Raw genomic sequence first — 26475 nt, 5'->3', positions numbered from 1 at the left:
AGGCTTCGCTAATGGACTTTCCTTATTCACCGCTCATTGTGGGTGGTATTGTACTGCTGGTGCTGCTGTACTTTTTCCCGGTCAGCCTCTGGATTACGGCCCTGTTTTCGGGGGTACGCATCAGCTTGTTTCAGCTGGCGTTCATGCGAGTCCGGAAAGTGCCACCGTCCCTTATCGTCAACTCCATGATTACCTCCACCAAAGCTGGCCTGGAGCTGACAGCCAACGACTTGGAGACCCACTACCTTGCCGGCGGCAACGTACCCAGCGTTATCAAGGCCCTGATTTCGGCCGACAAGGCCAACATCCCGCTGACCTTTAAGCAGGCCACGGCTATTGACCTAGCCGGCCGCGACGTGTTTGAGGCCGTGACTACCAGCGTAAACCCTAAGGTGATCAACACGCCCAATGTGGCCGCCGTAGCCCAGGATGGCATTCAGCTGATTGCCAAAGCCCGCGTAACGGTGCGCGCCAACATTGCGCAGCTGGTGGGTGGCGCCGGTGAAGAAACCATTCTGGCCCGCGTGGGCGAGGGCATCGTGACCAGCATTGGCTCGTCTCGCTCCCACAAAGAGGTGCTCGAAAACCCCGACAAAATTTCCAAACTGGTGCTGCAAAAAGGCCTGGATGCCGGCACCGCCTTCGAAATCCTTTCCATTGATATTGCTGACATCGACATAGGAGAAAACATTGGCGCTAAGCTCCAGATTGACCAAGCCACCGCCGACCTGAAAGTAGCCGAAGCCAAAGCCGAAGAGCGCCGCGCCATGGCCGTAGCCGTGGAGCAGGAGAACCGGGCCAAAACCCAGGATGCCAAAGCCAAAGTAGTTGAGGCGGAAGCCGAAATTCCGAAGGCTATTGCCGAAGCCTTCCGCTCTGGCAACCTAGGCGTAATGGACTACTATAAAATGCGCAACGTACAGGCCGACACCGACATGCGCGACTCCATTGCCAACCCTGGCTCCCAGAATAGCAGCACCAAGCCCGGCCGCGACGAAGGTCGCCTGAGCTAAAAGGCACCTTGTTTGTGCGCATCAAAAAGGGCCGGCTCCAGGTATGGAGCCGGCCCTTTTTACTAGGCATGCTTGGCACGCAAACCGTTACTTTTTAGTAATACGGAACTCCACGCGGCGGTTGAGTTTGCGGGTTTCTTCCTGCTCGTTGCTGGCAATGGGCTTGCTGCCGCCGTAGCCTTCCGTAGTGATGCGGCTGCTGGCAATACCTTTCTGCACCAGGTATTTCTTTACCTCGTTCACACGGTCCAGGCTCAGCTTTACGTTCAGTTGCGGGTCGCCCTGATTATCGGTGTGGCCTTCCAGTTTGATTTCTACCTGGGGGTAGTCCTTTAGAATCCGAACCAAGCGGAGTAGCTCCGGATAGGAGTTTTCGCGCAGAAAGTACTTGCTCTGGGCAAAGAAGATATTGTTGAGCTTAATGGTCTGGCCCACGGCAAATGGCACCAAAAAGAGGTCTTGGTTTACCTCAGAGTATTTCTGGCGGTCGGTTACGTCCAGGTTATCTGATTCAGCCAAGTAGTCTTTGGCTTCAGCGCGGTAGCCGTAGTGAGCGCCCGAGGGTAACACAATGGTGTAAGAGCCATCGACGGGGCTGGTTTCGGCTACCCCAATTTCTTCGCCCGTCAGCAGGTTTTCGTAGCGAATGGTAGCAGCCACGGGCTTTTTAGAAGCAGCATCTAGCACACGGCCGCGCACCAGCGTTACTATTTCCGGCCGCAGCGTTGGTGTTAGGTTAATCCGGAAAATGTCTTTTGAGCCGCCAATCCCATTGCGCGCCGATACCAGATAAGCATCTTCGCCGGCCGCTGACACCGTGTAGTAGGCGTCAAAATCGGGTGAGTTCACGTTCGGGCCTAGGTTGCGCGGCTTGCTCCAGTTAGTCCACGAGTCATCGAGGCGCTTGGCGTAAAAGATGTCGCTCTTGCCATAGCCGCCATGGCCTTCGGAGGCAAAGTATAGCGTCTTGCCATCGGCCGCCAGAAACGGCGCAAATTCAGGCTTTTTCGTATTAATGTTAGGCCCTAGGTTACGAGGTTTAGTCCAGGTTTTACCGTCGGCTTTCAAGAAGCTCACGAAAATATCCTGCTCCCCTTGGCCATCTTTGCGGTCGACGGCCATTAAGAGCACTTTGCCTGAGGTAGCGAGGTAGTAATCTACGTTTTCCGGGTCGTCGTTATAGAAATCGTCAATCTCAATTTTAGCAGGTTGGCTCCAGCCCGTGCGCGTCCGCCGCGACATGCTCAGGCCCTTGGGGTCCAGTGAGCCATCGGGGTTATAGACGTTGATCAGCACAGCCGTATTGCCATCAGATGATACTGCCGCCAGGCCGTTGGGGCCAGAGGTATTGATTGGTCCGCCTATGTTTTTGGCGGGGTTCCAAGCTCTCTTTTCGGCGTTGGCCAGGGTGCTGTACCACACGTCCTGCACATCTTTGGCGCCGCCGGAGTTTTGCGGACTTTCCTGCCTAGCGAAAAACAAGGTGCGCCCATCCGGCGAAATAACCGGGTGCGTATCTACATACTTAGAGTTTACGTTTGGCCCGAGGTTTACCATGGCCGAGTCAAAGCTTACTCCCGGCATTTCGTTCACAAACTCCTTCTTCACCATGGTTTCCGCCACATCGGCCGCCCCGATGGCGTCAATCTGGTTTACGCCATTCACGGCCTTGGTATTCATGGTCACTACTACCCCAATGGTGCGGTAGGTGCCCGGCGAAAACGTCACCTGCAACGAGCGAAACTGCTCTGGAATAGGCCCAGGACTGTCGTTAGTATATACCTGGTGCTTTCCGCCTCGGGTATCTACTAGCTCTATTTTGGTGATAGAGCCCGGGTTAAAGTTTTCGACCACCGTCACCTGCTTGGCTACTATCGATTTGCCAAAGCGGATTTCGATAAACTCGTTGGTGCCTTCTTTCTTCGGAATCCAGGCTTCGTTGCTTGCTTGCCCTAGCGGAATAGCATTTGGCTCGCCTATTACTTTATCAGGAGAGAAGGGTTCTTTGCCTTCTGCTTTCTGCGACGACACCGCTACAACCTTCGTTGCCCATACAGCGTGTTGCGCCTGCACTAGCGTATTTGCTCCCAACACCACTCCCAACGACAACAGTAACTTTGTAACGTTCATACAATCAAGGCAAAACAAAATCTTCGGAAGGACGGTCAGCAACTTGCCGGCTGGTTCAGCACTCAGAAGACGTCCTGAGGCGGGTTGAGGTTTCGGTTTGCACGAAAGACACCCCGGAAGCCACATAGCGCGTCTCCGACTTTTTGTGAATTTCGAATTTAAAACTGGAAAATAGCGTTTTTTTCTCCATGAATTTAAGGCGCTACCGCTGCCGACCAACTAGTCAGCATAAATAAGAGTAGTCAACCTGCTATCACCAAAAATTGAAAGTTGGTTAAGCTTGCAAGATACTTACTAGGCACCTTCCGTGCCAAGGCCTCGGTCGCCAGATCGGCTGTTTTGTCGTATCTTGCAGCCTCCAAATTGCCCCCCAATAAGTACATTTTTTCATATGGAAGAAAAGCTGCTGGAGGCCATCCCCTCCCTCGACTTGGCTGATTTCCGCTCCGGTGACCCTGAGCGCAAAGCCCGTTTTGTGCAACAACTCGGCGAAGCCTACCAAAATATCGGTTTCGTAGCGCTCAAGAACCACGGCCTCACGGATGAGCAAACACAAAAGCTGTATGCTGACGTAAAATCCTTCTTCGGCCTGCCCGATGACGTGAAGCGTCAGTACGAAAAGCCAGAGCTGGCAGGCCAGCGCGGCTACGTAAGCAAAGGCAAAGAGCACGCAAAAGGCCGCAATACCGGCGACCTGAAAGAGTTCTACCACGTGGGCCAGGAGGTTGATGATGCCAACGACCCCATCAAGGCAGAGTACCCCGATAACATCTGGCCGTCGGAAGTAGAAAGCTTCCAGAATACGTCGCTCACTACGTATAAAACGCTGGAGGCAGCCGGTAAAGATGTACTCCGGGCCATTGCGCTGTATCTGCAGCTGCCCGAGAACTACTTCGATGACAAGGTGCGCAACGGCAATAGCATCCTGCGCCCGATTCATTACTACCCCATCGAGAACCCCGATGAAGTGCCCGCTGATGCCGTCCGCGCAGCTGAGCACGGCGACATCAACCTAATTACGCTGCTGATGGGTGCCTCGGCCGATGGTCTGCAGGTGCTGCGCCGCGACGGTAAGTGGATTCCGATTACGGCCCTCCCCGACCAGATTGTGGTAAACGTGGGGGACATGCTCCAGCGCCTGACCAACGGTGTGCTGAAAAGCACCATTCACCGCGTGGTGAACCCACCCCGGGAAAAGATGAACTCTTCGCGCTACAGCATTCCGTTCTTCATGCATCCGCGCTCCGAAATGAGCTTGGCGGCGCTGAACAGCTGCGTAACAGCTGAGAACCCGAAGAAAGAAGCGGACATCACCGCCGGCGAGTTTCTGAACGAGCGGCTCATTGAGCTAGGCCTGAAAAAGAAGTAAACCGTTTGGGCTGATTTTTTGAACTGTTGCCGGCCCCGGCTGCCTTGCGCAGCCGGGGCCGGTTGCTTTTCCGGTTGGTTTGCCCGTCCTTGTCTGGCGCACTTTTGCCTTCTGCTTTCCCCGATGTTGATTTCCCCAGAAGACATCCAGCTGGCTCCCTCCTCCCACCGCTCGGAGCGGGTGAAACGGGTGCGCAATATCATTTTCCTGAAAGACGTAGGCGCGCTGGGGCTTTCTGCTTTTGGCGGTCCGCAGGCACATATGGCCATGATGCTACGCCTGCTCGTAGACAAGCGCCGCTACCTCACCGCCGCCGAGTTACTGGAGCTGACGGCCCTCTGCCAGATTTTACCCGGTCCCACCTCTACCCAAACCATTACGGCCATTGGCTTCCGCTTAGGGGGGCCAAATCTAGCTTACCTCACCCTGCTGGTCTGGATGCTGCCCGCAGTGTGCATCATGACGGTAGCCGGCCTTACCATTAGTTACCTCGATAAGAGTTTAGTGACCCGGCTGGTGCAATTTGTACAGCCGGTGGCCGTGGGGTTTGTAGCCTATTCCGCGTACAAAATTGCTGAGAAAGTAATCCACACGAAAACATCGGTGGCGCTCATGGTAGTAGCTGCTATGCTGGTGTATCGGTTTCAGGTGCCTTGGCTGATGCCGCTGCTGCTGCTGGCCGGCGGCCTGATCACGACCTTTCGTTACCGCAAACTGCCTCAGGAAACTAAGGTGCCCATGCGCATTGAGTGGTCTAACTTTTTGCTGTGGCTAGGCGTGTTCATAGGCGCCGCTTTGTTGGGCCACTACACCCGCCTGTTACCGGTGCGGTTATTCGAGAACTTCTACCGTAACGGCAGCCTGGTGTTTGGGGGCGGACAGGTACTGGCGCCGTTGTTTTATACTGAGTTTGTAGAGTTTAAGCGTTACCTCACGCCCGAAGAATTTCTTTCCGGCCTCGGGATTGTGCAGGCACTGCCTGGGCCCAACTTCTCTTTTGCCTCCTACATTGGCGCACTAGCTATGCGCCGAGACGGAAGCGGCCTTGATGGACAGTTACTAGGGGCTCTGGTGGGCGCAGCCGGTATTTTCATGCCGGGCACTCTGCTTATATTCTTCCTAATTCGCTTTTGGGACCAACTCAAGCGTTATCGGGTAGTAAAGGCCTCCTTGGAAGGTATCAATGCCGTTTCAGCAGGCTTGGTTTGTGCCGCTACCTTCCTGCTATATCACCCCTTACCCGACACGCCCATAAATCTTCTGCTCATTGGCGTGACCTTTCTACTGCTGCTCTGGGAGCGAATTCCTTCGTATGCCATCGTGATGGTAGCGCTGGGTGCTGGCTTGCTTTTTTGATCTATCACTGCGGCTTGCCCATCTGCTTAGAAACAGAAAGACCGCCAATTGATTGGCGGTCTTTCTGTTTTAGGGTTTGATACGTGCTAACAGCTAGCAACTCTTACATCAGGTGCTGCTCTGGCAGATGCATGAGGTAGTCGCCGTAGCCGCTCTTGCGCAAGGGCTCCGCAATCTTCCGGAGTTGGTCAGCATCAATGAAGCCCTGACGGTACGCAATTTCTTCGATAGAGCCTACTTTCAGGCCCTGCCGCTGCTCCAATACCCGCACAAACTCTCCGGCCTGCATCAGGCTCTCGAACGTGCCGGTATCTAGCCAGGCCGTGCCCCTACCTAGAATACCCACCTTCAGCTTACCCCGCCGCAGGTATTCCTGGTTGATGTCGGTAATCTCATACTCGCCGCGAGGGCTGGGCTTCAGGTTCTTTGCTATTTCTACTACTTCGTTGTCATAAAAATAGAGGCCCGGCACGGCATAGTTGCTTTTCGGCTTTGCCGGCTTTTCCTCAATGCTTAACGCTTTGTTGTTCTCATCAAACTCCACTACTCCGTACCGCTCAGGGTCGTGCACGTGGTAAGCATATACTACGCCGCCATCCGGGCTGTTATTCGACTTTAACAGTTCTTCCATGCCTTCGCCGTGAAAGATGTTGTCGCCGAGTACCAATGCCACTTTATCATCCCCGATGAAATCAGCGCCTAGCACGAACGCCTGAGCCAACCCATTAGGCACCTCCTGAACGGTATACTGGAAATTGCACCCTAGCGCAGTGCCGTCGCCCAGCAGCTTTTTAAACTGGGTTTGGTCGTGCGGCGTGGTAATGATCAAGATATCCTTGATACCAGCCATCATCAGAATCGACAAGGGATAGTAAATCATCGGCTTATCATAGACCGGCATAAGCTGCTTGGACACTGCCAGCGTAAGCGGATGCAGTCGGGTGCCGGAACCGCCGGCGAGAATGATGCCTTTCATCAGAGAAGTTGTGGTCAACTATTTTGCGGATACTCAGAGCCCCAGGGTATATTAAGCAATCTTGCTTAACGATAGGATCTCTAGTTGCGCTCCGCTATAAACTCGGGGTTGGCTTTAAACCAAGCTAAGGTCTTCTGCAAGCCTTCCCGAATCCGGATTTCGGGTTCATAACCCAGTAGGTTTTTGGCCTTGCTGATATCTGCTAGTGAGTCGCGAATGTCACCGGGGCGGTCAGGGCCATATTCTGGAGTGATGTCGGATCCAGCCTCTTCCTTCAGAATATTGAACAAGTCATTTAACGAGGTGCGATCAGCTACAGCAATGTTATATACCTGGTTCACCGCCTCTGGATTCTGTACTAGCGCAGCCTTAATATTGGCCTGAACGCAGTTCTCAACAAAGGTGAAGTCGCGGGTCTGGCCGCCATCTCCATTCATGCGAGGCGCTTTTCCCTCCAGCACAGCATCAATAAATAGCGGAATTACCGCTGCGTATGCCCCATTAGGGTCTTGGCGGGGGCCGAAAATATTGAAGTAACGCAGGCCGATAATCTCCATGCCATATGTCTTTCCGAACACATCGGCATAAAGCTCATTGGCATACTTCGTTACAGCATACGGCGACAAGGGCTTGCCGATACGGTCTTCCACTTTGGGTAGCGCCTTGTGGTCGCCGTAGGTGGAACTGGAAGCGGCATAAACGAACCGTTTTACCCCAGCTTCTTTAGCTCCAACCAGCATATTCACAAAGCCGCCAACATTCACGTCATTGCTGGTGATAGGGTCGTTGATGGAGCGCGGCACGGAGCCCAGAGCCGCTTGATGCAGCACAACGTCCACACCTTTGCAAGCATCAATGCATGTCTGGCGGTCCCGTATATCTCCTTCAATCACACGAAGGGCTGGGTTGTTTTCAAATAACGCTACGTTCTTCCGGAAGCCGTTTGAGAAATTGTCCAGCACACGAACCTCTTTGGCCCCATACTTTAGTAGATATTCAACCAGATTTGAACCGATGAATCCAGCTCCACCCGTGACTAGGAAGGACAGGTTATCTAAGGGCTGATTGTGGAAGGGGATTTCGTACATATTTCGCTAGGGCAGCGTAGAAGCGCCCATTATTAAGTAGTTGAGTGAGTTGTGTAGCTGAATATGTTTCTTCAGCTACTAACAGGTAGGTTACTCATTGTACTGCCGTTGGTAGTAATCCTGGTAAGCGCCGCTCGTTACGTGCTCTAGCCATTCCTGGTTTGTGAGGTACCAGTCTACGGTTTGGGAGAGGCCTTCTTCGAAGGTTACAGATGGTTTCCAGCCTAGCTCATTCATGATTTTGCTGGAATCAATGGCGTAACGCAAATCGTGGCCGGCACGGTCCGTCACGAATGTGATGAGCTTGCGGGAAGCACCTTTTTCCTGCCCGGTTTTCTCATCCAGCGTATCGCAAAGCAGATGGATTAGATCCAGGTTTTTCCACTCGTTGACGCCCCCAATGTTATAGGTTTCGCCCACTTTGCCTTTATGAAAGACTGCGTCAATAGCAGTAGCATGGTCTTTCACAAATAGCCAGTCGCGCACGTTTTCGCCCTTGCCATACACCGGCACCGGTTGACCGGTTTGAATCCGGTGAATAGCTAGAGGAATCAGCTTTTCAGGGAAATGATTAGGACCGTAATTGTTAGAGCAGTTGCTCAGCTTCACAGGCATGTGGTACGTATGATACCACGCCCGCACAAAGTGGTCAGAGGCTGCTTTGGAAGCAGAATATGGGGACCGAGGATCATAGGGGGTTTCCTCGGTGAACATCTCCGGACCCATTTCCAGCGAGCCGTACACTTCATCGGTGCTTACATGATAGAAGGTTTTGCCTTCGTAGCCCAACGGCTTCCACAGGTTTTTAGCGGCATTCAGCAGATGCACGGTACCCAGTACGTTCGTTTTCACAAACGCCAAGGGGTCGGTAATGCTCCGATCCACATGCGACTCCGCTGCCAAGTGAATTACCGCATCCGGCTCCTCGGTAGCAAACAGGTGGTCCACAAACGCTTGATCGGTAATATCACCCTTCACCAAACGGTAGTTTGGCGCCGATTCGATGTCGCGCAGGTTTTCTAGATTGCCAGCATAGGTCAAAGCATCCAGATTGATAATCTCATACCCTGGATACTTCGTTACGAACAAGCGCACCACGTGCGATCCAATGAATCCGGCACCGCCGGTGATGATGATTTTCATGATCAATATTTTATGATTTAGAGCTTAGTAGGCGGGCGCGATATTCTGCTTGCGACTCCGACTACAATGCCTGTTGCCATTTCCATGCACTGGCCAACGCTTCTTCCAAAGTAGAGGTAGTCTGGAACCCTAACTCCTTGGTGGCCTTGGTTACATCGGCATAAATGGCAGGTACATCGCCCGCACGAGGCGGACCGATAACGTAGTTCAACTTTTGTCCGGTCGCCCGCTCGAAAGCGTGAACCACTTCCAGCACGGAGTTACCGTGGCCGGTACCGACGTTAAACGTTTCTACCGCCTCACCGCTGCTTTCCAGCAGGCGTTTTACTGCAACTACGTGCGCTTTCGCTAGGTCCACCACATGCACATAGTCGCGGATGTTGGTGCCATCCGGCGTATTGTAGGTGTTGCCGTAAATGGTGAGCTTTTCCCGAATTCCGGCTGCAGTTTGTGTCACATACGGAATAAGGTTCTGAGGTACTCCTAACGGTAGCTCGCCGATTTTAGCGGAAGGATGGGCTCCGATAGGGTTGAAGTAACGCAATAGGATAGTCCGCAATCCTACGTTTGGCACCGCAGCTACATCACGCAGAATATCTTCACACATCTGCTTGGTAGCCCCATAAGGAGAATTGGCCTTTTTGGTAGGCGTTTGCTCTGTTACTGGCAACGCATCAGGAATTCCATATACCGTGCACGAGGAAGAGAACACCAGGGCCTCTATCCCGAATTCGCGCATTACTTGCAGCAGGGTCAGGAGAGAACCAACGTTATTCTGATAATACTCCAGTGGCTTCTGCATAGACTCGCCTACCGCTTTAAAGGCCGCAAAGTGAATCACTCCACGCAAGCTACCTTCCTCAGCAAACACGGCGCGCATTGCTTCTGCATCATTGCAGTCAATTTGGTGGAAAGGCACTTTCACACCCAAAATCTGCTCTATGCCTTGCAGAGCAGACTCCTGAGAATTGCAGAAATTATCTACTATTACTGGCTGAAAGCCAGCCTCATATAGCTCTACTACAGCATGAGAACCAATGTAGCCGGCTCCACCCGTAACAAGAATTTTAATTCTGTCCATCTTCGAGTTAATAAAGGATGAGATAGGGCATTAGAGAGATGAACCTATGCCTGCACCAAAACTGCTACAAGCTCGTGCCCGCACAGTTACAGGCTCCAATAAGCCAATTCCTGAATCTTGTTACGGAACAGACCTTTGATGTCTACGACTACCGCAGGTTGATTGGTGATAGACTGAAAATACGCCTCATCCAGCTCGGTGTAGGCCTTATGGCTTACCGCTACAACTATACCGTCATAGTCAGTGCGAACTTCGTTTTCGGGTGTTAGCCGGAAGCCGTACTCATGGAACAGTTCTTCTGAGTCGGCGTGCGGATCAATGATGTCCACGTTCACGGAGAAGTTCTTTAGCTCGTTGATGACATCGGCTACCTTGGAGTTTCGGATGTCCTCCACATTCTCCTTGAACGTAGCTCCCATAACCAGCACACGGCTTTTGGAAACGTCTTTGCCCTGCTTAATCATCGTCTGCACCGTTTTGCGCGCGATGTAAGCCCCCATATCATCGTTGGTAGTCCGGCCCGAGAGAATCACTTTGGCATCGTACCCCAGCTCTTTGGCCTTATAGGTGAGGTAGTACGGATCAACACCGATGCAATGGCCGCCTACTAGGCCGGGCGAGAACTTAAGGAAGTTCCATTTGGTGCCAGCGGCTTCCAACACCTCATATGTATTGATGCTCATGCGGTCAAAAATCATCGACAACTCGTTCATCAAAGCAATATTGACGTCACGCTGGGTGTTCTCGATAATTTTGGCTGCTTCAGCCACCTTGATGCTGCTAGCCCGATGTACACCGGCCTTTACTACTAGCTCGTATGTTTTGGCAATCTCTTCCAATGACTCTGCGTCGCAGCCAGCTACAACCTTTACAATGCTGGATAGGGTATGCTCCTTATCACCAGGGTTAATGCGCTCCGGTGAGTAGCCCACTTTGAAATCCTCCAAGAATTTCAGGCCCGATAGTTCCTCCATTACCGGAATGCAGTCTTCTTCGGTGCAACCAGGGTATACGGTGCTTTCAAACACCACATAGTCACCCTTCTTCAGCACTTTACCTACTGAAGAGGAAGCGCCTAGCAAGGGCTTGAGGTCGGGTTGAGCATGCTCATCGATGGGCGTGGGAACGGCTACTATATAGAAAGTCGCTTCGCGTAGTACGTCCAACGAATCGGTGAACTCAATATCGCAGCCCTCAAAGTCCTTGGCTTCCAACTCACCACTGGGGTCTATGTTGTTACGCATCATCTCCACCCGCTTCGCGTTGATATCGAAGCCAATAACTTTGATTTTGCGCGCGAATTCTAAGGCGATGGGCAGGCCTACATAGCCGAGGCCAATGACGGCCAGCTTGGCCTGTTTCTGGAGAAGTTGCTCGTACACGATATGGAATGCTTAAGGTTTACTTTGTTAGAACTCTAGCTTATAACTTTTAAGCTAGAAACTGATTACTAGAAGGACGCTAGCCGGGGCTGATACGGGAAACCCGGCCGTCGGTTAACTGATAGTGCTCTTGACTTTCCGGGCAGACGGCCCGACCCGCAGTATCGAACGTGAGCCGATGCCCGTGCGTGCTCATCCAGCCGCGTTGCCGGGCGGGGTTGCCATATACCAAGGCATAGGCTGGTACATCCTTGGTTACCACGGAACCCGCACCAACGAAAGCGTATTCGCCTAGGTTCACGCCGCATACAATGGTACTGTTGGCACCAATGCTGGCCCCTTGAGCAACTCGCGTCGGCAAATAATGCTCAGCACCTCGCCGCGGTACTGCCGCTCGCGGGTTCAGCACGTTGGTGAATACCACAGAAGGCCCCAGAAAAACGTCGTCCTGGCACTCCACGCCGGAATACAGGCTAACATTGTTCTGCACCTTTACATTGCGACCGAGCTTCACGCCATCGGCTACGAATACATTTTGGCCTAGTGAGCACCCCTCCCCTAGTTGGGCCGTGGCGCTTACGTGGGTAAAATGCCAGATCCGGCAGCCAGCACCGATGCAGCAGCCCTCATCGAGGACAGCAGTTGGGTGCGAGTAGTAGCCGGAAACATCGGGCATGCCGGAAGAAGTAGTGAGCAGAATTTCAGCCGGCAAAGGTAAGGGTTTTGTCAGTGTATTCTGAAGTTCAGCCGAGCGAGGTCTGAATATCGGGCACTTAACTGCGCTACGGTTGTGCTACTTAAAGCTGCAACCCGGGCCAGATGGCGCGCACCATACGTTCTTTATCGAATATATCTCGGCAGGTTTCGACCGCAGAATATCCTAGCCCGCTGAGCATCTGCACAGTTTCTTCAGCAAACTGCTCATTGATTTCAAAGTAAAGATGTCCTCCCGCTACCAGCCACTTGCGGCCTAACTCAGCAATGCGCCTATAAAAGAGCAATGGGTCGTGGTCAGGTACGAACAGCGCCGTGGCCGGCTCATATTCCAGCACGTTAGGGCGCATCAAAGGGCGCTCGTTTTCCAGTACATACGGCGGGTTGCTCACGACCACATCCTGAAGCTCGGCTAGCTCCGGTACTTGGTTCAAAATATCAACCTGCTGGAAATCAATAGCCACTTTATATGTAGCGGCATTCTGGCGGGCTACTTGCAATGCTTCGGCGGATATATCCAGGGCAGTAAAGCTTGCCGCGGGTAACAGTTGCGCTAGGGCCAGCGGTATGCACCCCGACCCGGTCCCGACATCAAGCACCCGGAGGCTGGTGCGCCCACGCTGCTCACGTGCAATCAGTGATACTAGTTCTTCGGTTTCGGGGCGAGGAATCAAGGTAGCAGGCGTTACGGCCAACTCCAGGCCGGCAAAGTGTGCTACCCCCAGTACATACTGCAACGGCTCATGGCGGAGCAGCCTCGCCTGGATGGCAGCAAGTTGCTGTACTGTGGCTTCTGGCACTTCTTCCGCCGCCTGCATCCGCCTTTGTAACGAAGAAAGACCTAGTACATGCTCCACAACCTGGCCCGCCATCGCCTCTGCCTCTGAAGCTGGGTAGATGGCGGTAAGGGCGGAAACCAGGTGCTGGGTCAGGAGGCGAAGCGTAAGCATGGCACAAAGGTACTTGGGTTTGGCCGCTACCGGGGCCTAGCAACTTGGGCGCTACCAAACTTTGTAGTTATTGTCGAGGCTGTATATTCACCCTTCTTTGCCTCCTACCCCACCCACCCATGTCAGGCTTCTCCGATTTTGATCAACTGATGATGCGCCGGGCGCTTGACCTAGCCCGTTTGGGCACTGGCTACGTCCGACCTAACCCCTTGGTAGGCTGCGTAATCACGCACGAAGGCCGCATTATTGGGGAAGGCTGGCATCAGCAGTATGGAGGGCCGCATGCTGAAGTAAACGCCATAGCCGCCGTAACCGAGACCCACTTGCTACCCCAAAGCCGGGTGTACGTCACGCTGGAGCCCTGCTCGCATTTCGGCAAAACGCCGCCCTGCGCCGACTTGCTTATCGAGAAGGGGGTAGCAGAAGTAGTGATTTGTAATCTTGACCCGAACCCCTTGGTAGCGGGGCGCGGTATGCAGAAGCTTCGCGACGCAGACATCCGGGTAGAGACAGGCGTACTGGAAGCGGAAGGCCGCTGGCTAAATCGGCGCTTTTTCACATTTCAAGAGCGGCAGCGCCCGTACGTGGTGCTTAAGTGGGCCGAGACATCAGATGGCTATTTGGCCGGGCCGTATTTCCAGCCAGTTGCCATCAGCGGCGAGCTGGCACGGGTGGCCGTGCACCAGTGGCGGGCTGAGGAGCACGCTATTTTAGTAGGCACTCGCACCGCCCTCCACGACAACCCCCGCCTCAACGTGCGCGCTTGGCCCGGCCAAGACCCCATTAGGCTGGTGATTGACAAGAACCTGTGCTTGCCGCCCACACACCACTTGCTCGATGGCTCCCAGCCCACTATGGTGTACACGTATCGGGAGCGGCAAGCGAAAGACCACCTAGACTTCGTGCCCCTCTCCGAAGCAGAAGACCTGTTCCCCCAAATTCTAGCCAGCCTTTACCAGCGCAATGTGCAGTCGGTGCTCGTGGAAGGCGGGCCTACGGTCCTGAACTCCTTGCTTAAAGATGGCTTATGGGATGAAGCACGTATTATCCGCAGTCCCAAGCTGCTAGGCGGTGGCGTAGCCTCACCCCACATGACACTTACCGGGCTGCATGAGCACTTCCTACTCGGCGACGATGAAGTATTTGTGTATCATCGGCAATAAGCTACCTGCTAACACATACGCAGCATAGGAGTGAGTTGGCCTCAGGGGTTTGCCTAAAGTTACCACCTAGTAGAAACGCAAAAAGGGACGGCCCTTGCGGACTGTCCCTTTTGCTTACAATTTCGGTTAAATCCGAAACTTAGGCGTTGCCGTGTGCTTCAGCCGAAGCTGTGGCGGAGGTGTGAACCTCAGCAGCTTCAACAACACCGGGCAGTACCGATACAAACGAACGGTCTTTGCGGCCCTTGCGGAACTGCACAGTGCCGTCGATCATAGCGAACAGGGTGTGGTCTTTGCCGATACCCACGTTCTGACCGGGGTGGTGCTTGGTACCACGCTGACGCACGATAATGTTGCCGGCGATGATGTCTTGACCACCGAATATTTTCACGCCGAGACGCTTGGAATGCGATTCACGACCGTTGTTGGAGCTACCTACGCCTTTCTTGTGTGCCATGGTATTGTTGAGTTAAGAGTTTTTGAGTTGCCGGTTGCCAGTTGATTGAAGCCGAATCGTACACCGACTGGCAACTGGAAACACAAGACAGGCCGCTCAATTACCCGATGCTGTTGATCATTACTTTGGTGAATTGCTGACGGTGGCCGTTCAGCTTCTTGTAGCCCTTACGGCGCTTCTTCTTGAACACCAATACCTTGTCGCCCTTTACGTGAGCCAGGATAGTGCCGCTTACGGTCACGTCCAACTCAGGGGCGCCAATGGTGAGGGTTCCGTTATCATCGGTCAGCAGGGCCTTGCCCAGCTCCACGGTGTCGCCGACGTTGCCAGCCAAACGGTGGGCGTATACAAATTTATTGGCTTCGACCTTGGTCTGCTTCCCGGCTATGTTGACAATTGCGTACATCGGCGTCTTCGCGGTTTCTGAAAAATGGAAGGCAAAAGTAGAAGGATCATTTTACAAATCCAAACCTAACTCACTAAACCTCATTGGTCCTGCCCCTAGCAGGCTGGAATAGCACTATTGCCCTTGTTATGCAGGAACGCGCCAGCGGGTACGCGAATAGATTTTTTGTGGATAACTACAATTGTCCACAGTGCAAATGTGGATAACTTCGGTCAAAAAATTATTTAGCCTCCTGTTTCTACCTGATTCTGACCACGTAGCCGGCTATTACTGCCGGGGTAGCATAGGCAAAAAATAACAGAGAAAAAATGCCTAACGGCAGCCGGCCTTCCGGTTTGAGGGGTTTATCTTTGGGTTCCGGCCTAGCTGGAATCTGCTGAAACAATCCGCTCTGGCCTTGGGTTAGCTCCACGCTACCCACCTTGGGGCGGCTTCTGTTATCTACCCATTTTACTTTGTTGCCATGGAACCTCTGCTCACCGAGAACCCCAACCGCTTCGTCCTCTTCCCGATTCAGCACAACGATGTGTGGCAGATGTACAAGAAGGCCGAGGCCTCGTTCTGGACGGCCGAGGAAATTGACTTGTCGCAGGACCAGAAAGACTGGGAAAACTTGAACGACGGCGAGCGGCACTTTATCAGCCACGTGCTGGCTTTCTTCGCAGCCTCCGATGGCATTGTGAACGAGAACCTGGCCGTGAACTTTATGCAGGAAGTGCAGATGGCCGAGGCCCGCTGCTTCTACGGCTTCCAGGTGATGATGGAAAACATCCACTCGGAAACCTACTCCTTGCTGATTGACACCTACATCAAAGACCCCAAGCAGAAAGACCACTTATTCAACGCATTGGAAACCGTGCCGTGCGTGAAAAAGAAGGGCGAGTGGGCCATCAAATGGATTAACTCGGAAAACTTCACCGAACGCCTGATTGCCTTTGCAGCCGTAGAAGGCATCTTCTTTTCGGGCTCCTTCTGCTCCATCTTCTGGCTGAAGAAGCGCGGCCTGATGCCCGGCCTCACGTTCTCGAATGAGCTTATCAGCCGCGACGAAGGACTGCACTGCGACTTTGCCTGCCTGCTCTACAAAGACCACCTGCAGAACAAGTTGCCGGAAAGCCGCGTGCATGATATCATCAAAGATGCGGTGCAGATTGAACAGGAATTCGTGACTGATGCACTGCCTGTAAATCTGATTGGCATGAACGCCCAGCTCATGTCGCAGTACATTGAGTTTGTGGCCGACCGCCTGCTCGATTCGCTCGGCTACAGCAAAATTTACGGCGCCAGCAACCCCTTCGACTTCATGGAAATGATTTCGCTGCAGGGCAAAACCAACTTCTTCGAGAAGCGCGTGGGCGAGTATCAGAAAGCCGGCGTGATGAGCGAGCGGACGTCCAACGCCTTCTCTCTCGACGAGGATTTTTAAGCCTAGGAAACAGCCATAACCGAAAAGCGGCCCGTTGCACTAGCGGGCCGCTTTTTTGCTCCTACACTATGCTTCCACTACCTACCGTTCAGGCCAAAGCCAACGAGGCTATTGCGCGCTGTTTGGGACTGGGCCTGGATGAACAAAGAAGCGAGTTGCTCAAGCAGGAGTATGGCTTTGCTACCTTCTGTTTTGTACAGGAAGCCTATACGTTCGCCGTTAACTACCCGATTGACTGGTCGGAGGTGACGCTGACCGAGGCCCTACCCCACGTGACGCAGGAACTACGGGCCAAGTATCCCTTCCTTACCGAAGCCAGTGTTCGGCAGCTCAGCAACTGCTTTGCGTACGCTTGGAAGTAGGCTCCAGTGAAAGCCGCTACCGGCTAGGGTGCCTGCCGGCTCAAACTGGTGCTCAACCGACAATACCATTTCTTCGGCAAATCAGCAACCTGATTTCTAACTTCATTAGCCAGCTATATAGCGCAGTGCTAATCACAAAAAACCGCCTAAGCACTAGTGTTTTAGGCGTATGTGGAAAACTTCTGAAAAGAAGGTTTGTCCTGACATTCCAAGACGGATATCTTCGGAACCGTTGACCTGCTTTTCACCGCTGGGCCGACCCCGAAGTCTAGTTAAATGCATTAGCCGGCCTAGCCTGCTCCCCTACTCCAACTCCCCACATCAACCTGCTACGCTTATGTTGGTACTCAAACGCGACGGCCGCCGCGAATCCGTAAAATTCGATAAAGTAACGGCCCGCATCGAGAAGCTCTGCTACGGACTAAATCAGAACTTTATTTCGCCGATTGAGGTAGCCAAGAAGGTTATCGACGGCATTTATGATGGCGTAACGACGGTAGAGCTGGATAACCTGGCGGCGGAAACGGCGGCCTCGCTCACCACCAAGCACCCCGACTACGCTATTCTGGCGGCGCGCATTGCCGTGAGCAACCTGCACAAGGTGACGAGCAAGTCGTTTAGCAGCACCATGAAGCGGCTGCACACCTACGAGGACCCCAAAACCGGCGAAAATGCCTCGCTGATTGCCCAGGACGTGTGGGAAATTGTGCACGCCAACGCCGCGACCCTTGACTCGGCGATTATCTATGACCGCGACTACAACTACGACTACTTCGGCTTCAAGACGCTGGAGCGCTCGTACCTGTTGCGCCTCGATGGCAAGGTAGTAGAGCGGCCCCAGCACATGATTATGCGCGTGGCCGTGGGCATTCATAAGGCCGACATTGCCGCTGCCATTGAGACCTACAACCTCATGAGCGAGCGGTGGTTCACGCATGCTACGCCTACCCTCTTCAACGCCGGCACGCCCAAGCCCCAGCTCAGCTCGTGCTTCCTGCTCACGATGAAGGATGACTCCATTGAGGGAATTTATGACACGCTGAAAAACTGCGCCCTGATTTCGCAGAGCGCCGGTGGTATTGGCCTGGCCGTGCACAACGTGCGCGCTACGGGCTCCTACATTAAAGGCACCAACGGCACTTCTAACGGCCTCACGCCCATGCTGAAGGTGTTCAATGACACGGCCCGCTACGTGGACCAGGGCGGTGGCAAGCGCAAGGGTGCTTTCGCTATCTACCTGGAGCCCTGGCACGCCGACATCTTCGACTTCCTGGACCTCAAGAAAAACCACGGCAAGGAGGAAATGCGTGCCCGCGACTTGTTCTATGCCCTCTGGACGCCCGACCTGTTCATGAAGCGCGTGGAAGCCAATGGCGACTGGACGCTGATGTGCCCCCACGAGTGCCCCGGCCTGGATACTACCTACGGCGAGGAGTTCGAGCGCCTGTACCAGAAGTATGAGCGTGAAGGCCGCGGCCGCAAAACCATTAAGGCGCAGGAGTTGTGGTTTGCCATTCTGGAAAGCCAGACCGAGACTGGCACACCTTACATGCTGTTCAAGGACGCCGCCAACAACAAGAGCAACCAGAAAAACCTCGGTACCATCAAGAGCTCCAACCTCTGCACCGAGATCATGGAGTACACCGACGAGAACGAAATTGCAGTGTGCAACCTCGCCTCGTTGGCCCTGCCCCGCTACGTACGCCCCGATGAGAGCGGCGCGCTCATCTTCGACCACCAGAAGCTCTACGACGTTACGTACCACGCCACGATGAACCTGAACAAGGTTATCGACGTGAATTACTACCCCGTAATTGAGGCCGAACGCAGCAACCGCCGCCACCGCCCCATTGGGTTGGGTGTGCAGGGCCTCGCTGATACGTTTATTGCCCTGCGCATGCCGTTTGAGAGCGACGAGGCCAGTGGCCTGAACAAGGACATCTTCGAGACCATCTACTTCGCGGCCATGACGGCCTCGAAGGACCTGGCCATCCGCGACGGCCACTACGAGACGTTCCCCGGCTCGCCCCTGAGCGAAGGCAAATTCCAGTTCGACCTCTGGAATGTAACGCCCGACTCGGGCCGCTGGGATTGGGAAACGCTGCGCGCTCAGGTAATGGAGCACGGCGTACGCAACTCCCTGCTGGTAGCCCCTATGCCAACCGCCTCTACGGCCCAGATTCTGGGGAATAACGAGTCGTTTGAGCCGTACACCTCCAACATTTATGTGCGCCGCGTGCTGAGCGGGGAGTTCATGGTGGTGAACAAGCACCTGCTCAAGGACCTGGTGAAGCTAGGCCTGTGGAACGACCAGATGAAGAACGCCATCATTGCCGCCAACGGCTCGGTGCAGGACATCCCCAGCATTCCGCAGAACATCAAAGACCTGTACAAGACAGTGTGGGAGATTTCGCAGCGCCGTATCATTGATATGTCGGCCGACCGCGGCGCGTACATCTGCCAGAGCCAGAGCCTGAACCTGCACGTGCTGAACGTGAACTTCGGCAAGCTCACCAGCATGCACTTCCACAGCTGGAAGAAGGGCCTGAAAACCGGCATGTACTACCTGCGCACCAAAGCCGCTGTGGATGCCATCAAGTTCACGGTGCAGAAGCAAGCCGCCGAGACCCTGGAGCCGCTGAACGTATCGGCCCAGAACGCCTCCGACATGGCCTGCTCCCTGGATAACCCAGACGCCTGCGAGGCCTGCGGTTCATAAGAGATTAATTTAAACAAAAGAGCCACTCTGCATTGAGTGGCTCTTTTTTTATGAGGCTATTGTGCAATATCTATGAATCTACTTCTTCTGCCAGTCGCCAGCAGCTTGGCTAGTGTTAGCTGCTTTCTAGTTCCGTTGCAATCCTTGCCAGTACCTAAGCGTTGCATCGAAGCTGATAGCTTCCATTTTGCACGCCGGGAGCATGAGCAGATTTAACGCCTTATTTCTCAGCTAAATAGAATGCCTTGGAAAGTGGACATTCGGCGCCGCGATGTTTGCTTAAACGAGGTAATCAGTAAAAATCATCTGGGACTGATTGCTGTAGAGAGTACCATTTCCTCTCACTGGACAACACGTTATTTCATACGTGGCCACAAAACGGTTTCAATTCTCCGAACTGATCAAGCAAGTAATGCTATTGAAAAAGCTTTAGTTAAGCACAAGGGTGCTTTAACCACAGGCCAAGCAGATAGTACTCGATTAATTTATAGAAAAGATATCAATTCTTTGCAGGGAATCTGGGCGGCTAACACCAAGGGAAATGCGGAGTTTTGGGTAAAAGGCTCGCACCTCACTTATGTAGAATATCCTGATCAGCATCTGCTGTACACCATTACCCCAACTACTTTCACCATTTTTCAGGAGGATGGACCTTACCGTTGCCAACTTAAAAAGCTTACCAAAGACAGTTTGGTATACGTAACACCTGGAGGCTTTATAGCGCGCTTATACAAACGCAAATAATCTGGGCTAGCTTCCGCATCAAGCGAAAGGTGTCCGCATACTTTGAGCCTTTTGGACATACCAACCGGTTGAACGGGACCAACTGAGAGTATTTAATGGCTGGCAGCATCGCCAATACTGCTGGGCGGTTTTGCTGTGGATATCTCCAGACACGCTGAATACACTAGGACAAAAAAAGGCTCCCACAACCCGTGGAAGCCTTTTTGTGTAAACCTGCCGCTACTTAGTGACGCCCTTTGCCTCGGCCGTGGCCGTGTCCGTGGCCTTTGGGGGCATAATAGACGGGGCGAGCGGGCACGAGCAGCACGGTGCCTTTCTTGTATTTGGGGTGCCGGGCTTTCACGGGGTGGGCTTTTTCAACTACCACGTAGCGCGGAGCCGGCGTACCGATGTTGATGTTGACTTGGGCCTGCGCCGACGTGGCGCTCAGGACCAGGGCAGCTACCGTGAGGCCAGCCGCAGTGAGGAAAGATGTAAGCATACGCAAGAAGTGGGGAGAGAAATAGACACATACCGAAAACCAGCAACCCGGCTTTCGTCCAATGGCTGGGGCAAATATGAGGCCAACATACAGGAAATATCCTAGTCAGGAAATAGTAGCGGACTAGAGTTGTTAGGTTACCAGCTTCTACTGCATTTGGGGCCTAGTACGTACTTTAGAACTATGGGGCAGGCACAACACCAACATCCATCTGCGGGGCTGCTGGCCTTCTGCAATGCGGTGCCATCGGTTGTGTGGACGGGGGTGAGCATGGGGCCGTTGGTGGTGTTCTGCTACCTCTATATGGCGCGGCCGTGGCTGGTTGGGCTGGTGGCAGGCAGTTTACTAGCCTATGCCGTGCCGCAAACCTGGTTTCGGTATTGGCAGCTAAGTACTTCGGTGGCGGCGTACCGGCGGCTGGGCGTACCCCTGGTCAACCACTTGGCGCAACATGGAACCCTAGTACACCTGCTTATCCGAACCCGCTACCCACAGTACCGCCGCGTGCAAAGTCGCCGGTCGGTGGTAGCGCTGGTAGCCAACAGCTACCATATGGAGCGGTTTCATGTGGCGGCGCTGCTGTTCTTTCTGTTTGCTACTCTCTATGCTGTAAGCCAAAACCGCTGGGTTTGGGCGGGGCTGCTTTTGCTACTTAATATCGGCTATAATGTGTACCCGATTTGGCTGCAACAGTACCTGCGGTTGCGCTTGTCGGGCTCAAGGGGGTAAGTAGCGCCCCGAAGGTATCCTATGGCTGCGCTACGAGGCCGGGGTAGCCCAACGCAACCAAAGCTAGCCGAAGAGCATGGCACACAGAAATAGCGTGGAATTTGCATATTCGCGTTCCTCCTGACAACGGTTCGGTCGGTGGGGTGCTCTTATAGTGCCGATACTTTTCCATGCTACCTATTCTTCATGTCCCGATTATTATACCCAGGCTTTATTGCCTTAGCTAGCCTAGTAGGCTGCGCCGCTACCCACACCCCTGCTACTACCGCAAGCAGCGCAGCGCGTCCTACCACGATCATGCTCTTGGCCACGCCGCATCTGACCCAGCTGTACAAAGAGAATACCCCATTGACAGATGTGCTCACGCCCCGGCGGCAGGCAGAGCTGGCCACTGTCTGTGAGCAGGTGGCACGGTTCCGCCCTGATATACTGATGGTGGAAGAGCTGCCCACGCAACAGGGCCGCATTGATAGCCTGTACACCCTCTATCAGCAGGGCAAGCTCGATCTGAATACTATGCCTGGTGGCCGCTCCGAAACGTATCAGCTGGGGTTTGTGCTGGGCAAGCGCCTAGGCCTAAGCCGCATCTACTGCGTAAACTCGGAGGGAGGCACCTCGCAAAGCATTCTGCATCAGGGCAAAAATATAGAGCTTTATGAGCAGGCAACTGCCAACCACCGAAAGACTAGCGTGGCGCCCATTATGCAAGCGTGGGAAGGTGGGCAACGCACGATGGCGGGCCTACTGGGCTTCATCAACAGCCGGGCCTTGCTGCAAGAGCTGCATACGCTAGTGTATCGGACGCCGGCCCGCGTGACGGATGGCACCCTGAAGTCAGACCCGATGGTAGATTCCGCCTTTATTTCTCCGCACTATGTAGGGGCCGAGTTTATTTCGGTTATCTATAACCGCGACCTGAAAATTTATTCCAACATCGTGACTACACAGCTGGCCACGCGCAGTACCCGCGTACTTACTATTATCGGGGGCCGGCATGTAGCGTCGTTGCAGCATATTTTCGGTACTGATCCGGCGTATCGGGTAGTAGAAGCAGCTTCGTATCTAAAGCAGAAGTAAGCTGGTTTCTACTCCCAAGCGGCCTAACCCCACCTCCTACTCTCTCCTTCTTGCCCTCTGCTTATGCAAGACGAAATTCTGAAACTAGCCCGACAGGCGCATTCCCTGACCGAGGAAGCCGCACTGACAGCCACCGATTACCAGCAGCGCCGGCAGTTTATACTGGCTGATTTGTCGTTGCATCTGGTGCAGGCAGCACTACGCAATCCACAGCCCGATCCGGACGAACTGAAGCGTTACCTGTTCTCGGTGCTTACCGTCTGCGACGGGTTTATTGCCGATGTTGATCTGAAGCCGATGGCCGAGGCGCTCGTAGCGCCTACGGCTTCTCGTTAGCTTACATCATATCGTAGCAGGCGTAGCGCCGCTGCCGATAGATCTTGTCGTCTTTGAACTCGAATATCAGGCACACCTGCCCGATGATGCGCTGACCGCGCAGCAGAGGGCCTATGTCGCGGGTGGCGGTGGCTTGCCAGATGCCTTCCACAATTACGCCGCCGTCGTGACTGTGCTGGGTTTTCTGCATCTCAAACTGGGGGTCGCGCAATAATTCGCGTGCCAGCCGGAAATTATCAACCATTTCGTCGAAGGAGCGCTTTTGCAGGGTTTTCTGCAGCAGGTTCGGGTATTCGGTTTGCTCTACGTCGGGGTGCAGTACGGTGGCGTACGCTGCCGAGTCGGTGGTAAAGGCCTGTACAAGATCAAAGTAGGTAGTGATGACGTCGAGTTGCTTGCTCATACGAGGCGGGAAAATGTAAATGAATGCCCAAGATAGACGATGGGCAGATATTACAAAAGAATGATGTTTTGGGACCCGAGCCTGGAAATCCCGCTCAGGCTCACCAGAGTTTAGGCCTAAGCGGGACCTAGTCCGGTGCCTCCCGCGCCGCCCAGCAACGCGCAACGTGCCTGCCTGCCCGGCCCTTGAGCGGCCTTCCTGGGTATTACCCAGCTGATACGCAGCGCGCTACGGACGACGCTTGCGGGCCGGCGCCGGAGTAGTGGGCCGGGCGGGCGGAACGGTCTGCCCTGAGTCAAGCGGGCCTACGGTTACCTGCCCGCTCGGAACCGAGGGCAGCGGAAGCGTCCCGTTCGGGTTTACTTGCGTGGGCGCAGGCTGGGGCTCGGCCTTTCCCTGGCCCACGCCGGCGGGTAATACCACCCCCGGCACGGGGCTAACCCGCTCCGTAGGATGGCGCCGCACGGCCCGCACCGGCTTGCGGTTCTGGGCTTGGCCTGATTCAATTGCCAGCACAACCAGCAGAAAGCTACACGACAGAAGACGGATCATAGGGCAGGAAATAAGGCAGAGGGTGGATGAGTACTAGCGGGCCAATGCGTGGCAACCTCTTTCCGAAGCCGGAGCGGGAGCAGAACAGTTGGCTATACAGGCGTACGGCTCGGCGGTGGTGCAAGTTCACTGGGTGCGCGGGCGCCTCACGGGCCAGGCGGCGTACTAGCCCCCGGCAAGCCAGCAACCTACCTGCGCCAGCGCGGACAGGAACCAGCAGAAGCCGCAGAGTTATATCTTGGCATCTCAACACTAGCTGCAGCCCCCAACCGGGCCTGGCTATACCCGTGCCACTGCTTCTATTTCATGTTGGATATACGCTTACTACCCTTCCGAACGCTGCAAACCCCTCGGCTCACGCTCCGGCAGTTGGCGCCGACCGATGCCGCCGATATTGCTTTCTTCCGCTCCAACGCAGCCATGCTGCGCTACATCCCGCGCGAGAAAGATGCTACCCTCACCGGCGCCCGCCAGTACCTGCAGATGCTGGCCAACCTGATGGCCGAAAACTCGGCTATTACCTGGGGCCTCAGCTTGCCGGGCCAAACGAAGCTAGTAGGCACCATCTGCCTCTGGAACATGCAGCCGGCGCACTACCGGGCCGAGGTAGGCTACGGCCTGCACCCCAGCTACTGGGGCCAAGGCCTAATGAGCGAGGCGCTGGCCGAAGTGCTGCGCTTTGGCTTCGAGGAGCTGGGCCTGCACAGCATTGAAGCCTGCCTCGACCCTAGTAACCGCCCTTCCATCCGGCTTCTGGAGCGGCACGGTTTCACGCAGGAAGCGCATTTGCAGCAAAACCAGTACTTCCGGGGGCAGTTTATTGATACTCTGATTTACTCGCTCCTGAGCCCGCAAGCCGTTCCGAAATAGCCTCCCGTTTTCTCATCTAATCAACAGATTACAAACCACTTTCCTATAGTTTACTAGGCCGGAAGCTCGGCGTAACCTCCTGTTTTGGAAGGCGTAAAAAGGCTGCTTGTTGTGTATGTTTCACTTTAACAGTTCACAGCCATGGCTATCCAGAAATATCAGGATTCGTTTTCGGACCAGGCCTCGTCGAGCTTTAGCACCATGCTCGACCGGTTTTTCAACGATTCGCTGGCGTCGCGCGGGAAAGTCAATAGCTTCTCGCCCCACGTGGATGCCTACGAAACCGAAAAAAGCTACGAAATAGAGGCCTCCCTGCCCGGTATGAAGCGCGAAGACATCAAGGTGGACTTCCACCAGGGGCGCCTCACGATTGCCGGCGAACGAAACTTCCAAAACGAGCAGCGGGGGCGGCGCTACCACTTGGTAGAAAGCTCGTACGGCACCTTCCAACGCTCTTTGCAACTACCTGACACCGTAGATGCCAGCCACATTGAGGCCTCGTTTGAAGATGGACTGCTGCGCGTGAGCGTGCCCAAAGACCAACAAAAAACCGCTCGTCATCAGATTGAGATTCGGGGTGGCCAGGGCCAGCAGGCGCAGCAGGGCCAAGTTTCAGGCCAGTCGGGCCAGCAGGCTACAGATGTTCCGGTGCAGGGGTCGTCGGGCGGCAACGGCAGCGGCAAAAACAAGGCCTCAGCAGCTAATTCTGCCAAATCCACTTCTGCTGACCCCATGCAGGAAATGAACAAACGGCCTAAAAGCTCCGGGGTAGGCTCCTAGCCTTCGCCAGAGCACAAAGCTGCCACATCCCACAACAGCCTGTCTGCCCGGTGCAGGCAGGCTGTTGTGTTTAGCCGCCTCCTCGAGGTTGGGTGCATAGAAGGGAAAAAACCAGTAGTTATCTCTCTTAACTTCTGCCACGTCATACACCGTGTTTTCCTTTCCTGCTGCTGACGGCTAATGCTGGAAAGCCAGTCAATTGGTCACAAAAAAGCCGGTTCCTGCTTAAGCGGGAACCGGCTTTTTTATGTTGTAGTACGGGCCTATTTCTTCGGCATGCTGCGCACGGGTGAGCCAACTTTTACGCTTGGCCCGGCCTGACGCCGTTTGTGTTGGGCCTTCCGGCGCAGCTTCCAGCGGCGGTATGGGCCAAGCTTTTTCATTTTATGGCGGCTGTTTCCGCGGTAGGCTTTGTAGTTGGGACGCCCACGCTTATAGCTACGACGGAATAGCGGCACGTTGCTCGTCATTTCTACCGAGACGGTGGCATCGGTTACGGCTTCTGCCCGGACAGGTTCTGGCTCCAGAAACATGAGGAATGCCAAAAACAACAAGAGTATCGTTTTGAACATAAGAAGGAATGTAAAGTGTACGAAGAGGCGTTGGTTGTGTGTTTGCAAAGTAAATATATTTATTTCTAACCCACCTCCAACACAAGGCCTCAAATGATTTTAGACACTGATACATAGGCAGTAACATCGTATATACACTTTCTAATATAACCAATAATTATTTTCACTTTTCTAATAAAACCTATGTAGCTATCTG

Annotated in this window: 27 protein-coding genes; 13 read left to right on the top strand and 14 right to left on the bottom strand. The window is 54.1% G+C overall.

Translation table 11 applies throughout. The features are described from left to right. Positions 1-11: 11 nt before the first annotated feature. Entirely contained in the window at positions 12-1013 is a 1002-nt protein-coding gene (gene floA, locus ACYVHC_RS16320; RefSeq protein ID WP_460614853.1) for a flotillin-like FloA family protein, read from the top strand. 87 nt (positions 1014-1100) lie between these two features. Here floA and ACYVHC_RS16315 read toward each other — a convergent pair whose 3' ends face one another. Then, positions 1101-3143, bottom strand: a complete 2043-nt coding sequence (locus ACYVHC_RS16315) for an OmpA family protein (RefSeq protein WP_460614852.1) — start codon at positions 3141-3143, stop codon at positions 1101-1103. Between the two features lie 391 nt (positions 3144-3534). On the opposite strand from ACYVHC_RS16315, the gene ACYVHC_RS16310 reads away from it, so the two are divergent. Beyond that, positions 3535-4512, top strand: a complete 978-nt coding sequence (locus ACYVHC_RS16310; protein ID WP_460614851.1) for an isopenicillin N synthase family dioxygenase — start codon at positions 3535-3537, stop codon at positions 4510-4512. 123 nt (positions 4513-4635) lie between these two features. Then, a complete protein-coding gene (gene chrA, locus ACYVHC_RS16305) occupies positions 4636-5868 on the top strand; it encodes a chromate transporter (RefSeq protein ID WP_460614850.1) in 1233 nt (410 codons plus the stop codon). 103 nt (positions 5869-5971) lie between these two features. On the opposite strand, the gene rfbA is transcribed toward chrA, so the two are convergent. The 7 genes from rfbA to prmC all read right to left on the bottom strand — a co-directional run bounded on the left by rfbA (position 5972) and on the right by prmC (position 13202). Then, complete coding sequence (gene rfbA / locus ACYVHC_RS16300; protein ID WP_460614849.1) at positions 5972-6844, bottom strand: sugar nucleotidyltransferase; 873 nt, start codon at positions 6842-6844, stop codon at positions 5972-5974. 80 nt (positions 6845-6924) lie between these two features. Continuing rightward, positions 6925-7932 (bottom strand): SDR family oxidoreductase, encoded by a 1008-nt coding sequence (locus ACYVHC_RS16295; protein ID WP_460614848.1) that lies wholly within the window; start codon positions 7930-7932, stop codon positions 6925-6927. A 90-nt stretch (positions 7933-8022) separates the two neighbouring features. Then, positions 8023-9075: a dTDP-glucose 4,6-dehydratase gene (gene rfbB / locus ACYVHC_RS16290; RefSeq protein WP_460614847.1), complete on the bottom strand. Its 1053-nt coding sequence runs from the start codon at positions 9073-9075 to the stop codon at positions 8023-8025. Between the two features lie 61 nt (positions 9076-9136). After that, positions 9137-10156, bottom strand: coding sequence for an NAD-dependent epimerase/dehydratase family protein (gene galE, locus ACYVHC_RS16285; protein WP_460614846.1), 1020 nt, complete (start codon positions 10154-10156; stop codon positions 9137-9139). An 86-nt stretch (positions 10157-10242) separates the two neighbouring features. After that, a complete protein-coding gene (locus ACYVHC_RS16280) occupies positions 10243-11538 on the bottom strand; it encodes a nucleotide sugar dehydrogenase (protein WP_460614845.1) in 1296 nt (431 codons plus the stop codon). Positions 11539-11617: 79 nt separating this feature from the next. After that, entirely contained in the window at positions 11618-12214 is a 597-nt protein-coding gene (locus ACYVHC_RS16275; protein WP_460614844.1) for an acyltransferase, read from the bottom strand. Positions 12215-12335: 121 nt separating this feature from the next. Next, on the bottom strand, positions 12336-13202 hold the full coding sequence (prmC, locus tag ACYVHC_RS16270; protein WP_460614843.1) for a N5-glutamine methyltransferase family protein: 867 nt from the start codon (positions 13200-13202) through the stop codon (positions 12336-12338). 119 nt (positions 13203-13321) lie between these two features. On the opposite strand from prmC, the gene ribD reads away from it, so the two are divergent. Beyond that, positions 13322-14365 carry a bifunctional diaminohydroxyphosphoribosylaminopyrimidine deaminase/5-amino-6-(5-phosphoribosylamino)uracil reductase RibD gene (gene ribD, locus ACYVHC_RS16265; protein ID WP_460614842.1) on the top strand — a complete coding sequence of 348 codons (1044 nt, stop codon included), beginning with the start codon at positions 13322-13324 and terminating at the stop codon, positions 14363-14365. A gap of 139 nt (positions 14366-14504) precedes the next feature. Here the strand turns inward: ribD and rpmA are convergent, their stop codons facing one another. Both rpmA and rplU read right to left on the bottom strand, forming a co-directional pair. Further along, complete coding sequence (gene rpmA, locus ACYVHC_RS16260; protein WP_460614841.1) at positions 14505-14822, bottom strand: 50S ribosomal protein L27; 318 nt, start codon at positions 14820-14822, stop codon at positions 14505-14507. 100 nt (positions 14823-14922) lie between these two features. Then, positions 14923-15228 (bottom strand): 50S ribosomal protein L21, encoded by a 306-nt coding sequence (gene rplU / locus ACYVHC_RS16255; protein ID WP_244698385.1) that lies wholly within the window; start codon positions 15226-15228, stop codon positions 14923-14925. Between the two features lie 463 nt (positions 15229-15691). Here rplU and ACYVHC_RS16250 point away from each other — a divergent pair, with 463 nt between their 5' ends. The 4 genes from ACYVHC_RS16250 (at position 15692) to ACYVHC_RS16235 (ending at position 20479) form a co-directional block, all read left to right on the top strand. After that, positions 15692-16654 carry a ribonucleoside-diphosphate reductase small subunit gene (locus ACYVHC_RS16250; RefSeq protein ID WP_460614840.1) on the top strand — a complete coding sequence of 321 codons (963 nt, stop codon included), beginning with the start codon at positions 15692-15694 and terminating at the stop codon, positions 16652-16654. 68 nt (positions 16655-16722) lie between these two features. Next, positions 16723-17016, top strand: a complete 294-nt coding sequence (locus ACYVHC_RS16245) for a hypothetical protein (protein ID WP_460614839.1) — start codon at positions 16723-16725, stop codon at positions 17014-17016. Between the two features lie 337 nt (positions 17017-17353). Beyond that, positions 17354-19735 (top strand): ribonucleoside-diphosphate reductase large subunit, encoded by a 2382-nt coding sequence (locus tag ACYVHC_RS16240; protein WP_460614838.1) that lies wholly within the window; start codon positions 17354-17356, stop codon positions 19733-19735. A 240-nt stretch (positions 19736-19975) separates the two neighbouring features. Beyond that, entirely contained in the window at positions 19976-20479 is a 504-nt protein-coding gene (locus ACYVHC_RS16235; protein ID WP_460614837.1) for a hypothetical protein, read from the top strand. Positions 20480-20702: 223 nt separating this feature from the next. On the opposite strand, the gene ACYVHC_RS16230 is transcribed toward ACYVHC_RS16235, so the two are convergent. Then, positions 20703-20960 carry a hypothetical protein gene (locus ACYVHC_RS16230; RefSeq protein ID WP_460614836.1) on the bottom strand — a complete coding sequence of 86 codons (258 nt, stop codon included), beginning with the start codon at positions 20958-20960 and terminating at the stop codon, positions 20703-20705. Positions 20961-21143: 183 nt separating this feature from the next. Here ACYVHC_RS16230 and ACYVHC_RS16225 point away from each other — a divergent pair, with 183 nt between their 5' ends. The 3 genes from ACYVHC_RS16225 to ACYVHC_RS16215 all read left to right on the top strand — a co-directional run bounded on the left by ACYVHC_RS16225 (position 21144) and on the right by ACYVHC_RS16215 (position 23102). Next, on the top strand, positions 21144-21689 hold the full coding sequence (locus ACYVHC_RS16225) for a glycosyl-4,4'-diaponeurosporenoate acyltransferase CrtO family protein (protein WP_460614835.1): 546 nt from the start codon (positions 21144-21146) through the stop codon (positions 21687-21689). A gap of 186 nt (positions 21690-21875) precedes the next feature. After that, on the top strand, positions 21876-22766 hold the full coding sequence (locus ACYVHC_RS16220; RefSeq protein ID WP_460614834.1) for a DUF5694 domain-containing protein: 891 nt from the start codon (positions 21876-21878) through the stop codon (positions 22764-22766). A gap of 63 nt (positions 22767-22829) precedes the next feature. Continuing rightward, entirely contained in the window at positions 22830-23102 is a 273-nt protein-coding gene (locus ACYVHC_RS16215) for a hypothetical protein (RefSeq protein ID WP_460614833.1), read from the top strand. A 1-nt stretch (position 23103) separates the two neighbouring features. On the opposite strand, the gene ACYVHC_RS16210 is transcribed toward ACYVHC_RS16215, so the two are convergent. Continuing rightward, a complete protein-coding gene (locus tag ACYVHC_RS16210) occupies positions 23104-23505 on the bottom strand; it encodes a nuclear transport factor 2 family protein (protein WP_460614832.1) in 402 nt (133 codons plus the stop codon). 228 nt (positions 23506-23733) lie between these two features. Continuing rightward, complete coding sequence (locus ACYVHC_RS16205; RefSeq protein WP_460614831.1) at positions 23734-24057, bottom strand: hypothetical protein; 324 nt, start codon at positions 24055-24057, stop codon at positions 23734-23736. Positions 24058-24363: 306 nt separating this feature from the next. On the opposite strand from ACYVHC_RS16205, the gene ACYVHC_RS16200 reads away from it, so the two are divergent. Continuing rightward, a complete protein-coding gene (locus ACYVHC_RS16200; protein WP_460614830.1) occupies positions 24364-24927 on the top strand; it encodes a GNAT family N-acetyltransferase in 564 nt (187 codons plus the stop codon). Positions 24928-25068: 141 nt separating this feature from the next. Further along, the gene (locus tag ACYVHC_RS16195) at positions 25069-25707 is read left to right on the top strand and encodes an Hsp20/alpha crystallin family protein (protein WP_460614829.1); all 639 of its coding nucleotides are present in this window, start codon (positions 25069-25071) and stop codon (positions 25705-25707) included. Positions 25708-25970: 263 nt separating this feature from the next. On the opposite strand, the gene ACYVHC_RS16190 is transcribed toward ACYVHC_RS16195, so the two are convergent. Then, positions 25971-26279, bottom strand: coding sequence for a hypothetical protein (locus ACYVHC_RS16190; protein WP_460614828.1), 309 nt, complete (start codon positions 26277-26279; stop codon positions 25971-25973). Between the last annotated feature and the right edge of the window lie 196 nt (positions 26280-26475).

The organism is Hymenobacter seoulensis (assembly GCF_054780535.1).
The sequence above is the reverse complement of the archived record's forward strand: the minus strand, read 5'-3'. Positions and strand labels throughout refer to the sequence as shown.